Source organism: Streptomyces sp. LE64 (assembly GCF_052606915.1).
The window spans coordinates 4,546,139-4,559,866 of sequence record NZ_CP199708.1; the positions used below are offsets into that span (position 1 = coordinate 4,546,139).

The following is a 13,728-nucleotide window of genomic DNA, read 5'->3' on the forward strand; positions in this document are numbered from 1 at the left end:
GCGGGAGCCCGGAGGCAGAACTACAGCGACTTCGAGGTGCGCACCTTGGCTTTCCAGATGCCGGACCGCGGCGGAGGCCCGACCGGGCCACGGATCAGAGTGGGGCGACCCTCCCGACGGGTCCGCACCCTGCTCATGACACTGGGCATCCTGGCCGTGCTGGCCATGGTGTTCATCATGTTCGCGGGGTTCTGGACGGACTGGTTGTGGTACCGGTCGGTGGACTACTCGTCGGTGTTCACCACGACCCTGTGGACCAAGGTCGGGCTGTTCCTGGTCTTCGGGCTGCTGATGGCGGCCTCGGTCGGGGTCAACGTGTGGTTGGCGCACCGGCTGCGCCCGCCGCTCAGCGCGATGTCGCTGGAGCAGCAGAACCTCGACCGCTACCGGATGGGGATCGCCCCGTACAAGAAGTGGATCCTGATCGGGGTCGCCGCGGTCGTCGGACTGATCGCGGGCGCGTCCGCCGCGGGCCAGTGGCGCACCTGGCTCCAGTGGGTGAACGGCGTCCCGTTCGGCAAGAAGGACCCCCAGTTCGGCCTGGACGTGTCGTTCTTCACCTTCGACCTGCCCTGGTACCGCTTCCTGCTCGGCTTCGGCTTCGCCGCGGTGGTGCTCTCGCTGATCGCCGCCGCGCTGACCCACTACCTGTACGGCGGGCTGCGGGTCACCAGCCCCGGCGGGCGGGCCACGGCCGCCGCCACCGGGCACCTGTCGGTGCTGTTGGGCGTCTTCGTCACGCTGAAGGCGATCGCCTACTGGCTGGACCGTTACGGACTGGCGGTGAAGTCCAGCGACTTCAAGTCCACCGACAACTGGACCGGCCTGCGCTACGTCGACGCCAACGCCTACCTGCCGGCGAAGACCATCCTGTTCTTCATCGCGATCATCTGCGCGGTGCTGTTCTTCGCCACGCTGTGGCGGCGCACCTGGCAGCTCCCGATGATCGGCTTCGGCCTGATGGTGCTGTCGGCGGTCCTGATCGGCGGCCTGTACCCGGCGATCGTGCAGAAGTTCCAGGTCCAGCCGAACGAGCAGGCCAAGGAGGCGCCGTACGTCCAGAAGAACCTGGAGGCGACGACCGACGCCTACGGGATCGCGGACGCCGAGGTCACGGACTACCCGGGCAAGAGCGAGGAGACCGACAACGCGAAGCTGCGCGCCGACGCCGACAAGGCGGCCAGCATGCGCATGATCGATCCCAACGTCGTCTCGCCCACGTTCCAGCAGCTCCAGCAGATGCGGAACTACTACGGCTTCCCGGCCAACCTCGACGTCGACCGCTACAAGGGCGCCGACGGCAAGGAGCAGGACACCGTCATCGGCCTGCGCGAGTTGGACCTGAGCGGCATCCCCAAGCACAACTGGATCAACGACCACTTCCGTTACACCCACGGGTACGGAGTGGTCGCCGCCAAGGGCACCGAGGCCACCGCCCAGGGCTCCCCGGTCTTCACCGAGTCGGACCTGCCCTCCAAGGGCGACCTGGTCCCCGGCGACTACGAGCAGCGGATCTACTTCGGCGAGAAGACGACGCAGTACTCGATCGTCGGCGGCCCGCAGAAGGAGATCGACTACTCCGACGACACCGGTGAGAAGACCACCACCTACAAGGGCGGCGGCGGGGTCAACCTGTCCAACCCGCTGAACCGCGCCGCGTACGCGGTGGCCTTCGGCGAGCCGCAGATCCTGTACTCGGGCGCCATCGGCGAGGGTTCGAAGATCCTCTACAACCGGGTGCCCAAGGAGCGCGTCGAGGCGGTCGCCCCCTGGCTGACCATCGACGGCGACGCCTACCCGGCGATCGTGGACGGTCGCGTCCAGTGGATCGTCGACGCGTACACCACCACCAACGGCTACCCCTACGCGTCCCGCACCACGCTGGGGGACACCACGGCGGACTCGCTGACCGAGCGCAACAACCAGCGTGCGGTGGTGGCCCAGCAGAACCAGGTCAACTACATCCGCAACTCGGTCAAGGCGACCGTCGACGCGTACAGCGGCGACGTGAAGCTCTACCAGTGGGACACCCAGGACCCGGTCCTCAAGACCTGGATGAAGGCGTTCCCCGACACGGTGCAGCCCAAGGGCGAGATCTCCCAGACGCTCATGGACCACCTGCGCTACCCGCAGGACCTGTTCAAGGTCCAGCGCGAGCTGCTCACCCGCTACCACGTGGACGACGCCGACGCCTTCCTCAGCGGCAGCGAGGTGTGGCAGGTGCCGGACGACCCGACGAACCGGTCGGGCAAGGCGGTGCCGCCGTACTACCTGAGCATGCGGATGCCGGACCAGCAGGCGCAGGAGTTCTCGCTGACGACCACGTTCACCCCGCGCGGTCGGGACAACCTCAGCGCCTTCATGGCGGTCAACGCCGAGGCGGGCAGCAAGGACTACGGCAAGATCAGCATCCTGAAGATGCCGTCCGCGTCGACGATCGACGGGCCCAAACAGGTGCAGAGCAAGTTCAACTCGGACACCGCCATCGCCGAGAAGATCAGGCTGCTGCGCGGTGGTGACTCGGAAGTCGAGTACGGCAACCTGCTGACCGTGCCGTTGGACGGCGGACTGCTCTACGCGGAACCCGTCTACGTGCGCGGCGGCGGGTTGAAGTACCCGCTGCTGCGCCGGGTGCTGGTGAACTACGACGGCAAGACGGCCTTCGAACCGACCCTGGAGAAGGCGTTGAACGTCGTCTTCGGTGCGGAGAAGCCGAGCCCCGTGGAGCCGGGCGAGCAGGAGCCGGAACAGCCCGGGGAGCCGACCACACCGCCGAGTGAGAACCCGACGGTCAAGGAAGCGCTCCAGGAGGCCCAGAAGGCGTTCGACGACGGCCAGCAGGCCATGAAGGACGGTGACTGGAAGGCGTACGGCGACGCCCAGAAGAAGCTCCAGGACGCCTTGCAACGTGCCGAGGAGGCCCAGGCGAAGGCGAACCGGGACGAGGCCGAGGGCAAGCCCGCCGAGGGCGGGAAGCCCGCGGACGGCAAGGCCGACGAGCCGGCCGAGCCCGAGAAGCCCGCCGAACGGACCTGACCCCGGTCCCACCCGTGCACCCCCCGCCCGTGAGGGCGGGGGGTGCACCCGTGTTAGGGTTGATCACAACGACGCGGGGTGGAGCAGCTCGGTAGCTCGCTGGGCTCATAACCCAGAGGTCGCAGGTTCAAATCCTGTCCCCGCTACTGAAGGTGAAGGCCCGGAAGCCAGGCTTCCGGGCCTTCGCCGTGCGTGTGGTCGGGTGCGGTCTGAACGCACGCCGTGTGCGGGGCGTAATCAAGGGCACGAGCGTCAGGGAGAGTTGGGGCCAACGAGTTTGACTTGTCTCTGTGTGGGCATGTCGACAAAGCGCTGTAGTGACCTTGCTTACTGCGGTGTGCCAGATGTGCCCAGGGTGCGGGTGGTGCGACGATGAACGTTATGGGGGACAAGGCGACCCTGTGGGAGACGGGGCGTTTCGTGCAGCCCGTCGACCGGGACGAGACCGGCGCGGCGGCCGAGGAGGAACGCCACCGCGCGGCCGCTGCCGCCGGTGACCCGGAGGCGATGAGCGTCCTCGGCGCCCTCCTGCTGCGCCGCGGCGACCTCGACGCCGCCGAACCCCTGCTGCGCGCCGCCACCGCGGCCGGGGACCGCGCCGCCGCCAACAACCTGGGCGTCCTGCTCCACCAGCGCGGCTACGCCGACGAGGCGGCCGGCTGGTGGCGGGTCGCCGCGGTCGCCGGCTCCGCCGCCGCCGCCCACGCCCTCGGCCGCCACCAGCGCGAGCGCGGCGACGAACCCGCCGCCGAGTACTGGCTGCGCCAGTCCGCCGAACAGGGCCACGCCCTCGGCGCGTACGCCCTCGCCGACCTGCTGGAGCACCGGGGCGAGGCCGATGCCGAGGAGTGGATGCGCGCCGCCGCCGAACGCGGTCACCGCGAGGCCGCCTACCGGCTGGCCCGGGCCCTCGACGAGCGGAGCGGCCGCCGGGACGACACCGGGTCCGAGGCCGAGCAGTGGTACCGCCAGGCCGCCGCCCGGGGGCACCGCCAGGCGGCCCTGCACCTGGGCGCCATCCTGGAGCGCCGCGGCGAGCTCAAGGAGGCCGGGCGCTGGTACCTCACCTCCGCCAAGGACGGCGAGGCCCGCGCCGCCTGCGCCCTGGGCTTCCTGCTGCGCGACGCCGGGGACGTGGAGAACGCCGCCGTGTGGTGGCTGCGGGCCGCCCAGGACGGCGACGGCAATGCCGCGAACGCCCTGGGCGCCCTGCACGCCCACCGCGGCGAACCGCAGACCGCCGAACGCTGGTACCGCGCCGCGCTCACCGCGGGCGACGTCAACGGCGCCTACAACCTCGGGCTGCTCAGCGCCGAACAGGGCCGCAACGCCCAGGCCGAGCAGTGGTACCGCCAGGCCGCCTACACCGGGCACCGGGAGGCCGCGAACGCGCTCGCGGTGCTCCTCCTCCAGAGCGGGGACGCCGCGGGCGCCGAACCCTGGTTCTCCAAGGCGGCCGAAGCCGGCAGCGTCGACGCCGCCTTCAACCTGGGCATCCTCTACCAGGGGCGCGGCGAGGAGGCCGGCGCGGTGCGCTGGTACGCCCGGGCCGCCGCCGCCGGGCACACCGAGGCGGCCCTGCACGTCGGCATCGCCCGGCTGCGGGAGGGCGAGGAACAGGACGCGGAACGGCACCTGCGCCGGGCGGCCGGGGGCGGCAGCGCGGAGGCGGCCTACCGACTGGCCGCCGTGCTGGACGCCCGCCGCTCGCCGGCGCCCGCGCACGGGCTGGGGGAACCGGCGCAGGAGCGCACCGAGTGCGAGGAGTGGTACGAGCGCGCCGCCGAACAGGGCCACCGCAAGGCCCAGGTGCGGGTGGGGATGTTCGCCTCCGCGCGCGGGGACGTGGTGCGGGCGGCGCACTGGTACCGGGCGGCCGCCCAGGCCGGCAGCCGCAACGGCGCCTTCAACCTCGGGCTGTTGCTCGCCCGCGAGGGCAGCGAGCCCGAGGCCGCGCTGTGGTGGAAGCGGGCCGCCCGGGCCGGGCACGGCCGGTCGGCGCTGCGGCTGGCCCTGCTGCACGCGCGGCGCGGGGAGCTGGCCGACGGGCAGCGGTGGGCCGAACTCGCGGTGTCGCTGGGGCCCGAGGAGGTCGCCGCCCGGGCCGCCCGGCTGCGGGACGCCCTGGACGAGGAGCTCACGGCGTAGGTCCGTCCGGGCCCGCCGGCCCGGGCGGGACAATTGACCGTCCGTCAGTTCCGAAGAAATCCCTGCACGGGACAACTGTGGGACACCGCACGGGGGTTAACCTGACGGCTGGATATCACCCCTGGGGGTGACACAGGACGGAGAGGTGCGGTGGCGGAGGAAATCGACACGAGCAAGCCCAGCATTGCGCGGGTCTACGACGCGGTCCTCGGGGGCAAGGACAACTACGAGGTCGACCGGGTGGTCGCCGACGGGGTCAAGCGGACGGTGCCGCACATCGGTGACGTCGGCTGGTTCAACCGCGCGGTGCTCGGGCGGGCGGTCCGCTACCTGGCCGCCGAGGCCGGGATCAGGCAGTTCATCGACCTCGGCGCCGGTCTGCCCACGCTGGAGAACACCCACCACGTCGCCCAGCGGGTCAACCCCGAGGCCCGGGTGGTCTACGTGGACAACGACCCCATCGTCCTCGCGCACGGTCGGGCCCTGCTGGAGGAGAACGCCAACACCGGCGTCTCCAGCGCCGATCTGCGCGACCCGGCGACGGTGCTCGCCGAGCCCGCGGTCCGACGCCTGATCGACTTCGACGAGCCGGTCGGCGTGCTGCTCATCGGCATCCTCCACCACCTGCACGACGACGAGGACCCCAAGGGCATCGTCGACGCGTACATGTCCCACGTGCCGGCCGGCAGCCATCTGGTGATCACCGCCTTCTGCGACACCGGACCGGAGGCCCGTGCCGTGGAGCAGACGATGCTGCACCTGCTCGGCACCGGGCGTTTCCGCACCACCGAGGAGATCACCGCCTACTTCGACGGCTACGAGTTGCTGGAGCCGGGTGTGGTCTCGCTGCCGCTGTGGCGCCCGGAGGAGCCGGTCGCGGAGCCGCTCACCGTCGCCCAACGGCTGATGGCCGGAGGGGTGGCCCGCAAGGCCTGAGCCGCCGATTTGCTCCCGCCCCCACCCCTCACGTAGAGTCGGGTTCACCGACGCGGGGTGGAGCAGCTCGGTAGCTCGCTGGGCTCATAACCCAGAGGTCGCAGGTTCAAATCCTGTCCCCGCTACTGAAACGAAGGCCCGGAGGCGCACAGCCTCCGGGCCTTCGCGCGTTCCTCACGGGGAACGCATGAAGGGGCGCCCGGACGGAACCCGTCCGGGCGCCCTTCCGTACGTTCTCGCTAGGTGCCGGTGCAGTAGGGACAGAGGCCCTTGAAGGTCATCTCCACGCCCGAGACGGTGAAGCCGAAGCGCTCCGACTCGGGGAGGTCGGCCAGCGGGTTGCCGGCCGGGTGGACGTCGCGGATCGCGCCGCAGGAGGCGCACACCAGGTGGTGGTGGGGGCGGTGGGCGTTGGGGTCGTACCGTTTGGCCCGCTTGTCCGTCGAGACTTCGAGCACCTCACCCAGGGCCACCAGCTCGCCGAGGGTGTTGTAGACGGTCGCCCGGGAGATCTCCGGGAGCCGCACCACCGCGCGCGCGTGCACCTCGTCGGCGGTCAGGTGGACGTGCTCGCCGTCGAGGACCTCGGCCACGACGCGACGCTGTGCGGTCAACCGCCAGCCCCGTCCGCGCAGCCGTTCCAACAGGTCACTCATGCGCACCAGCCTAACAGCAGGGGGACCGCGGTCCCGAACGGGTGTGACTTTGGAGAGTTGCTTGACTTAGACATTGTCCATTGTAGGATCGGCTACGGCATTGGCCAAGGCACAGGACTGGCTCGACATGACGCAGGAGGCGCACGTGACGTCGCAGGGACCGCTCACCACGGAGGCCGGCGCACCGGTCGCCGACAACCAGAACAGCGAGACCGCGGGCGTCGGCGGCCCCGTACTGGTGCAGGACCAGTCGCTGCTGGAGAAGCTGGCGCACTTCAACCGCGAGCGCATCCCGGAGCGCGTGGTCCACGCGCGCGGGGCGGGCGCCTACGGCACCTTCACCCTCACCCGGGACGTCTCCGCGTGGACGCGGGCGAAGTTCCTCTCCGAGGTGGGCAAGGAGACCGAGGTCTTCCTGCGGTTCTCCACCGTGGCCGGCAACCTCGGTGCGGCCGACGCGGTGCGCGACCCGCGCGGCTTCGCGCTGAAGTTCTACACCGAGGAGGGCAACTACGACCTCGTCGGCAACAACACCCCGGTGTTCTTCATCAAGGACGCCATCAAGTTCCCCGACTTCATCCACACCCAGAAGCGGGACCCGTACACCGGCTCCCAGGAGGCGGACAACGTCTGGGACTTCTGGGGGCTGAGCCCCGAGTCCACCCACCAGGTGACCTGGCTCTTCGGCGACCGGGGCATCCCGGCCTCGTACCGCCACATGAACGGGTACGGCTCGCACACCTTCCAGTGGACCAACGAGGCGGGCGAGGTCTTCTGGGTCAAGTACCACTTCAAGACGGACCAGGGGATCAAGACCCTCACCTCCGCCGAGGCCAACCGGCTGGCCGGCGAGGACCCGGACAGCCACCAGCGGGACCTGCGCGAGTCCATCGAGCGCGGCGATTTCCCGTCCTGGACGGTCCAGGTGCAGGTCATGCCCGCGGCCGAGGCGGCCAACTACCGCTTCAACCCCTTCGACCTCACCAAGGTGTGGCCGCACGCGGACTACCCGCCGATCGAGATCGGCAAGCTGGAGCTCAACCGCAACCCGGAGAACATCTTCGCCGAGGTCGAGCAGTCGATCTTCAGCCCCGCGCACTTCGTGCCCGGCATCGGTCCCTCCCCGGACAAGATGCTCCAGGGCCGGCTGTTCGCCTACGGCGACGCCCACCGCTACCGCGTCGGCATCAACGCCGACCACCTGCCGGTGAACCGTCCGCACGCCACCGAGGCGCGCACCAACAGCCGGGACGGCTTCCTGTACGACGGCCGGCACAAGGGCGCCAAGAACTACGAGCCGAACAGCTTCGGCGGACCGTTCCAGACGGACCGCCCGCTGTGGGCGGCGACGCCGGTCGCCGGCCCCACCGGCAACACCGCGGCGCCGAGCCACGCCGAGGACAACGACTTCGTCCAGGCCGGTGACCTCTACCGGCTGATGACGGAGGACGAGAAGTCCCGTCTGATCGAGAACCTCGCCGGGTTCATCGCGAAGGTGTCGCGCGACGACATCGCCGAGCGCGCGGTCGACAACTTCCGCCGGGCGGACGGGGACTTCGGCAAGCGTCTGGAAGCCGCGGTTCAGGCCCTGCGCGGCTGACGGCGACGGGGGTGCGGGGCGGGGCCACCCGCCCCGCACCCCCGGTGGACCGGTCGGGCGGCCGGGCGCGACCCGCTGGTCGCGCCCGGCCGCCGCGTTCGTGCTCCGTCGGCTCAGCCGACCGGGCTGGCCGCCCGGCGCCGGGCGGGTGCCCAGCACCGCAGGACGTCGCGGACCGAGACGACACCGATGGGGTCCCGGTCACCCAGCACGATCAGATGGCGGAAGCCGCCGTGGGCCATGGCCTCGGCCGCCTCCTGGAGGGTCCACTCCGGGGCGGCGAAGACCACGTCGGTCGTGGTGTGGGTGCCGGCGGTCTCCCGGTCGGGGTCCTGCCCCAGACCGATGGAGACGAGGATGTCGCGCTCGGTCAGGATGCCGAGTCCGCTGGTGTCGGGGTCGAGGACGACGGCCGCGCCGACGCGGCGGGCCCACATCAGGGAAGCGGCCCTGCGCAGGGTGTGCGCCGGGCCGATGGTGAGGACCACCGTGCTCATGGCGTCGCGGACGAGCATGGTCGAAAGCCACCTCCTGTTTTCTCCGGACCCCCTTGAGAAGGAATTCACAAGTTCACAAATGGGGGGACTCTCAGGGTGGCAGCCGCCGTCCGGGTCAACAAGGGGGCATGGGCGGGCAAAAGGGGCTCGACGGATCACGATTCGGCCACTTTGAGTGATCGATCGTTTGCGTGTGGTGACGCGGTGTGACGATCGGCTGGACCGGGGCGCCGGCTTCCCCGGGACCGCGTCCCCGCGACCCGTGGCAGCGACCGGGAACGCGACCGCTCCGTCCGCCGGTTCAGTAGCGCTGGTTGAGGTACCCCAACAACTCGTCGTGGAGCGGCCCGTTGGAGGCCACCCCGTTGCCGCTGTGCGGCCCCGGCCGGCCGTCCAGGCCGGTGAACGTGCCGCCCGCCTCCGTCACGATCACCGCGTTCGCGGCCATGTCCCACAAGGAGAGCTCCGGCTCCGCGCACATGTCCACCGAGCCCTCGGCGACCATCATGTACGGCCAGAAGTCGCCGTAGGCGCGGGTCCGCCACACCGCACGGGTCAGGTCGAGGAAGCCGTCCAGGCGCCCCTGCTCCTCCCAGCCGGTCAGCGAGGAGTACCCGAACGAGGCGTCGGCCAGCCGCGACACCCGGGAGACCCGTAGCCGGGACGCCGAGGCCAGGCTCCGCCCGGTGAACGCCCCGTGTCCCTTCGCCGCCCACCAGCGCCGACCCAACGCGGGGGCGGACACCAGGCCGACCACCGGTTGGAACCCGCCCTCCCCGGCCTCCATCAGCGCGATCAGCGTCGCCCACACGGGGACCCCGCGGACGTAGTTCTTGGTGCCGTCGATCGGGTCGACGACCCAGCGCCGCGGGCCGGTGCCCTCGATGCCGTACTCCTCGCCCAGGACCGCGTCCCGGGGGCGGGCCCGCTGCAACTGGCCCCGGATCAACTCCTCGGCCGCCCGGTCCGCCTCGGTCACCGGGGTCATGTCCGGCTTCGTCTCGACCTTCAGGTCGAGGGCCTTGAACCGGTCCATGGTCGCTGCGTCGGCGGCATCGGCCAGCACATGGGCCAACCGCAGGTCATCGTGGTAGTCGGGCATGGCCGAACAGTAGCGACCGGCACCCGGCCGGGGCCACCGGCCGTCCGCGCACCGGACGGCCCCGGAAGGGCCGGGCCGCCGGGCGGAGCGCCCGGTCAAGGCCCTTGACACCGCCGGTGGCGCCGTCAACGCTGGCAGCGGGTCCACCCCGTTCGGGCGTGCGTGCGGGCCGACCTCGCCGAGTCGCACGTCTGACATCGATGTCACCGCCAGAAGGGCGCGAGGATGACCACAGCGCGCGGCGCGCTGCTCGACGCCGCCGGGGCCGCACTGGCCCGACGCCCCTGGTCCGCGGTGCGGATGGCCGACGTGGCCGCCGCCGCCCGGGTCTCGCGCCAGACGCTCTACAACGAGTTCGGCAGCAAGGACGGGCTTGCCCGGGCCCTCGTCCACCGCGAGATCGACGGCTACCTCGCCGGCGTCGACCCGGCCCTGGCCCGCCCCGGCACCCCGGCCGACCGGTTGGCGGCGCTCGCCGAATGGCTGGTCACCGCCGCTCGCGGCAACGCCCTGGTGCGCTCCGCGCTCACCGGGACCTGGGAAGCGTGGCTGCCCGCCGAGGCCTTCGCCGCCCTGCCCGCCGCCGGCCCGCCGCCCCCGCCGTTGCCCTCCCCCCAGGAGCTGCTGCACCGGGTCCGTGACCGCGCCGCCGCCGCGTTGGCGCCCCCGGGCGCCCCGGACGGCCGCGCCGACCTGGCCCGCTCCGCCGAGGTCGCCCTCCGGCTGGCCCTCTCCTGCCTGGTTGCCCCACCGCCCCGGGGGGCGACGGCGGAACTGGTCCGCGTGGCGCTGGACCCCGAACTCAGTGCGCGGATCCCGACAGTTGGAGCCCGATCACCCCGGCGATCACCAGGCTGATGGACACGATCTTCATCGCGGACACCAGGTCGCCCAGGAAGACCATCCCGTAGATCGCGGTCCCGGCCGCCCCGATCCCGGTCCACACCGCATAGGCGGGGCCCACGTCCAACCGCTTCAGCGCCAGGGTCAGCAGGCCGAAGCTCCCCAGGGCGAAGGCGGCGAACGCGATCGTGGGCCACAGCCGGGTGAAGCCGTGGGAGAGTTTCAGGCAGACCGCGAAGCCGGTTTCCAGCACTCCGGCGACGATCACCAGCAGCCACGCCATGCGATGCCTCCCGCTGTCCCCGCGTGCCGTGACCGCTTCGTCAGGCTTGGTGCGGACTCGTGCGTGTGTGTCCGTACCGGCTATGCCTTTACCTGGGCGGCGGTCCCGCAAACCCGGGGGCCCCGGGTCGGCTCAGTCGCCCTCGTGGCGTTCCCGGACCGACAGCAGCCGCCGCAGCGAGTACAGCCGCGCCGGGTCCGCGTGCCCGCCGGCGACCCAGTCGTCCAGGGCGCAGTCGGGCTCGTCGTGGCTGCACGCCCGCGGACAGTCCACCGTGCCCGGCTCCAGGTCCGGGAAGGCGTGGATCACCCGGGACGGGTCCACGTGGTTCAGTCCGAAGGACCGCACGCCCGGAGTGTCGATCACCCACCCCGTCAGCCCCGTCCCCTCCGCCGCCCCGGCCAGCGGCAGCGCCAGCGCCGAGGTGGTGGTGTGCCGGCCGCGCCCGGTCACCGCGTTCACCCGTCCCGTGGTGCGCCGTCGCTCCTCCGGGACCAGGGCGTTCACCAGGGTCGTCTTGCCCACCCCGGAGTGCCCCACGAACGCGGTGACCTTGCCGTCCAGCAGGGCGTGCACCCGCCCGGCCGCCTGGCCGTCCGTCAACTCCTCGCGGGAGGTCACCACGTAGGGCACGCCGAGCGCCTCGTAGGTCTCCAGCAGCGGGCCCGGCGGGGCGAGGTCCGCCTTGGTGAGGATCAACAGCGGCTCCAGCCCGCCGTCGTAGGCGGCCACCAGGCAGCGGTCGATCAGTCGGGGCCGGGGTTCCGGATCGGCCAGTGCACTGACGATCGCGAGTTGGTCGGCGTTGGCCACCACCACCCGCTCGTAGGGGTCGTCGTCGTCGGCCGTGCGCCGCAGCACCGAGGAGCGCGCGGCGATCCGCACGATCCGCGCCAGGGTGTCCTTGGTCCCGGACAGGTCGCCCACCAGGGAGACCCGGTCCCCGACGACCGCGGCCTTGCGGCCCAGCTCCCGGGCCTTCATCGCCACCACGGTCCGGCCCCCGACCAGGCACGTCAACCGTCCCCGGTCCACGGTCAGCACCATGCCGTCCGCCGCGTCCTCGTGCTTGGGCCGCAGCGTGCTGCGCGGCCGGTTGCCCTTGCGGTTGGGGCGGACCCGGATGTCGTCCTCGTCGGTGTGCTTGCCGTAGCGACGCATGATCGTGCCGTCCGTCAGTTCCCGAGCATCCCGGCCCACAACGCGGGGAAGTCGGGCAGCGTCTTCGCGGTGGTCGCCACGTTCTCGATCACCACGCCCGGCACCGCCAGACCGATGATCGCGCCGGCGGTCGCCATCCGGTGGTCGTCGTAGGTGTGGAAGGTGCCCCCGGTCAGCGGACGGGGGCGGATCTCCAGCCCGTCCGCGGTCTCGGTGACGTCACCGCCCAGGGCGTTGATCTCCCGGGTGAGCGCGGCCAGCCGGTCCGTCTCGTGCAGCCGCAGGTGGGCCACCCCGCGCAGGGTCGAGGGGGAGTCCGCGAGGGCCGCGACCGCCGCGATGCCCGGGGTCAGCTCGCCGACCTCGCTCAGGTCCACGTCGATGCCGTGGACCTTCCCGGAGCCGGTGAACACCAGGCCCTCGGAGGTCAGTTCGCAGGAACCGCCCATCTCGGTGAAGATCTCCCGCAACCGGTCCCCGGGCTGCGTGGTGTGCGCCGGCCAGTCCGGGACGAGGACCCGGCCCCCGGTGACCAGTGCCGCGGCCAGGAAGGGCTGGGCGTTCGACAGGTCGGGCTCGATCGTCAGGTCCACCCCGCGCAGCGCGCCCGGGGTGACCCGCCACACGTTCGGCTCGCCCCCCGACTCGGGGGCGTCCACCTGGGCCCCGGCCCGGCGCAGCATGTCCACCGTCATCCGGATGTGCGGCATCGACGGCAGTGGGCCGCCCACGTGCCGGACCTCCACGCCCTGGTTGAACCGGGGTCCCGACAGCAGCAGCGCACTCACGAACTGGGAGGACGAGGAGGCGTCGACCTCGACCCGGCCGCCCTCCAGGGCGCCGCTGCCGTGCACGGTGAGCGGCAGCGCGCCCCGCCCCTCGTCGTCGATCCGGGCGCCGAGCGCGCGCAGCGCGTCGATCACGCCGTGCAGGGGACGCTCGTAGCTGCGGGGGTCGCCGTCGAAGCGGATCGGCCCGTCCGCGAGGGTCGCCACCGGCGGGACGAAGCGCATCACGGTGCCGGCGTTGCCCACGTCGACGGTGGCCGGGCCGCGCAGCCCCGCGGGGATCACCCGCCACGCCTCGCCGCCGGCGGGGTCCGGGGAGCCGGAGGCACCCGAGGGCGACGAGGGCGACGAAGGTGACGAGGACAACGACGACACGGTCTCCTCGATGCCCACGCCCATCGCCCGCAGGGCGGACGCCATCAGCAGGGAGTCCCGGGAGCGCAGCGGACGCCGCAGCCAGCCCGGCTCGGCGGCCAGGGCGGCGAGCACCAGGGCGCGGTTGGTGACCGATTTCGAACCGGGTACCTGGACCGTCGCGGTGACGGCTCCGCTCGCGTGCGGGGCGGGCCAGAGGGCGGGGTGCGCGGCAGTCTCGGTCATGTCGTCAACCTTAGTGGCTGCCCGCGCCCGGGGTTCCCGTACACCTGGGCCGAAACCCGCTGGTAACGGGCGGGGCGG

The 13,728-nt window shown here is 71.9% G+C and carries 11 protein-coding genes and 2 tRNA genes; 7 read left to right on the forward strand and 6 right to left on the reverse strand.

Features of this window, described 5'->3' with window-relative positions; translation table 11 throughout:
* The first annotated feature begins 57 nt into the window (after window positions 1-57).
* The 5 genes from ACSMX9_RS20585 to ACSMX9_RS20605 all read left to right on the forward strand — a co-directional run bounded on the left by ACSMX9_RS20585 (window position 58) and on the right by ACSMX9_RS20605 (window position 6,245).
* Entirely contained in the window at window positions 58-3,036 is a 2,979-nt protein-coding gene (locus ACSMX9_RS20585) for a UPF0182 family membrane protein (protein WP_445403047.1), read from the forward strand.
* 72 nt (window positions 3,037-3,108) lie between these two features.
* Window positions 3,109-3,182 (forward strand) — tRNA-Met (locus ACSMX9_RS20590).
* A 226-nt stretch (window positions 3,183-3,408) separates the two neighbouring features.
* Complete coding sequence (locus ACSMX9_RS20595) at window positions 3,409-5,184, forward strand: sel1 repeat family protein (protein ID WP_445395884.1); 1,776 nt, start codon at window positions 3,409-3,411, stop codon at window positions 5,182-5,184.
* Between the two features lie 150 nt (window positions 5,185-5,334).
* The gene (locus ACSMX9_RS20600; protein ID WP_445395886.1) at window positions 5,335-6,120 is read left to right on the forward strand and encodes an SAM-dependent methyltransferase; all 786 of its coding nucleotides are present in this window, start codon (window positions 5,335-5,337) and stop codon (window positions 6,118-6,120) included.
* A gap of 51 nt (window positions 6,121-6,171) precedes the next feature.
* Window positions 6,172-6,245: transfer RNA gene (locus tag ACSMX9_RS20605), tRNA-Met, on the forward strand.
* A 114-nt stretch (window positions 6,246-6,359) separates the two neighbouring features.
* Here the strand turns inward: ACSMX9_RS20605 and ACSMX9_RS20610 are convergent.
* Window positions 6,360-6,776: a Fur family transcriptional regulator gene (locus ACSMX9_RS20610; protein WP_351248723.1), complete on the reverse strand. Its 417-nt coding sequence runs from the start codon at window positions 6,774-6,776 to the stop codon at window positions 6,360-6,362.
* 127 nt (window positions 6,777-6,903) lie between these two features.
* Between ACSMX9_RS20610 and ACSMX9_RS20615 the strand changes: the two genes are divergently transcribed.
* On the forward strand, window positions 6,904-8,376 hold the full coding sequence (locus ACSMX9_RS20615; RefSeq protein ID WP_445403048.1) for a catalase: 1,473 nt from the start codon (window positions 6,904-6,906) through the stop codon (window positions 8,374-8,376).
* 113 nt (window positions 8,377-8,489) lie between these two features.
* Here the strand turns inward: ACSMX9_RS20615 and ACSMX9_RS20620 are convergent, their stop codons facing one another.
* A complete protein-coding gene (locus tag ACSMX9_RS20620; RefSeq protein WP_351248093.1) occupies window positions 8,490-8,891 on the reverse strand; it encodes a CBS domain-containing protein in 402 nt (133 codons plus the stop codon).
* A 283-nt stretch (window positions 8,892-9,174) separates the two neighbouring features.
* Window positions 9,175-9,975 carry a histidinol-phosphatase gene (gene hisN, locus ACSMX9_RS20625; protein ID WP_445395888.1) on the reverse strand — a complete coding sequence of 267 codons (801 nt, stop codon included), beginning with the start codon at window positions 9,973-9,975 and terminating at the stop codon, window positions 9,175-9,177.
* 225 nt (window positions 9,976-10,200) lie between these two features.
* Between hisN and ACSMX9_RS20630 the strand changes: the two genes are divergently transcribed.
* The gene (locus tag ACSMX9_RS20630; RefSeq protein ID WP_445395890.1) at window positions 10,201-10,833 is read left to right on the forward strand and encodes a TetR/AcrR family transcriptional regulator; all 633 of its coding nucleotides are present in this window, start codon (window positions 10,201-10,203) and stop codon (window positions 10,831-10,833) included.
* Here the strand turns inward: ACSMX9_RS20630 and ACSMX9_RS20635 are convergent.
* From ACSMX9_RS20635 to aroA, 3 genes are all read right to left on the reverse strand, one after another.
* Window positions 10,778-11,101: a DMT family transporter gene (locus ACSMX9_RS20635; RefSeq protein ID WP_351248087.1), complete on the reverse strand. Its 324-nt coding sequence runs from the start codon at window positions 11,099-11,101 to the stop codon at window positions 10,778-10,780. The genes ACSMX9_RS20630 and ACSMX9_RS20635 overlap by 56 nt on opposite strands.
* 132 nt (window positions 11,102-11,233) lie before the next feature.
* Window positions 11,234-12,262 carry a ribosome small subunit-dependent GTPase A gene (gene rsgA / locus ACSMX9_RS20640; RefSeq protein ID WP_445395892.1) on the reverse strand — a complete coding sequence of 343 codons (1,029 nt, stop codon included), beginning with the start codon at window positions 12,260-12,262 and terminating at the stop codon, window positions 11,234-11,236.
* A 14-nt stretch (window positions 12,263-12,276) separates the two neighbouring features.
* Complete coding sequence (gene aroA / locus ACSMX9_RS20645; protein ID WP_445395894.1) at window positions 12,277-13,650, reverse strand: 3-phosphoshikimate 1-carboxyvinyltransferase; 1,374 nt, start codon at window positions 13,648-13,650, stop codon at window positions 12,277-12,279.
* Window positions 13,651-13,728 lie beyond the last annotated feature (78 nt).

Excerpts from the sequence above, each read along its gene's own strand:
- ACSMX9_RS20630 (WP_445395890.1), top strand. The coding sequence starts at position 10,201 with ATGACCACAGCGCGCGGCGCGCTGCTCGACGCCGCCGGGGCCGCACTG.
- ACSMX9_RS20635 (WP_351248087.1), bottom strand. The coding sequence starts at position 11,101 with ATGGCGTGGCTGCTGGTGATCGTCGCCGGAGTGCTGGAAACCGGCTTC.
- ACSMX9_RS20615 (WP_445403048.1), top strand. The coding sequence starts at position 6,904 with ATGACGCAGGAGGCGCACGTGACGTCGCAGGGACCGCTCACCACGGAG.
- ACSMX9_RS20610 (WP_351248723.1), bottom strand. The coding sequence starts at position 6,776 with ATGAGTGACCTGTTGGAACGGCTGCGCGGACGGGGCTGGCGGTTGACC.
- ACSMX9_RS20595 (WP_445395884.1), top strand. The coding sequence starts at position 3,409 with ATGAACGTTATGGGGGACAAGGCGACCCTGTGGGAGACGGGGCGTTTC.
- ACSMX9_RS20585 (WP_445403047.1), top strand. The coding sequence starts at position 58 with ATGCCGGACCGCGGCGGAGGCCCGACCGGGCCACGGATCAGAGTGGGG.
- rsgA (WP_445395892.1), bottom strand. The coding sequence starts at position 12,262 with ATGCGTCGCTACGGCAAGCACACCGACGAGGACGACATCCGGGTCCGC.
- hisN (WP_445395888.1), bottom strand. The coding sequence starts at position 9,975 with ATGCCCGACTACCACGATGACCTGCGGTTGGCCCATGTGCTGGCCGAT.
- aroA (WP_445395894.1), bottom strand. The coding sequence starts at position 13,650 with ATGACCGAGACTGCCGCGCACCCCGCCCTCTGGCCCGCCCCGCACGCG.
- ACSMX9_RS20620 (WP_351248093.1), bottom strand. The coding sequence starts at position 8,891 with ATGCTCGTCCGCGACGCCATGAGCACGGTGGTCCTCACCATCGGCCCG.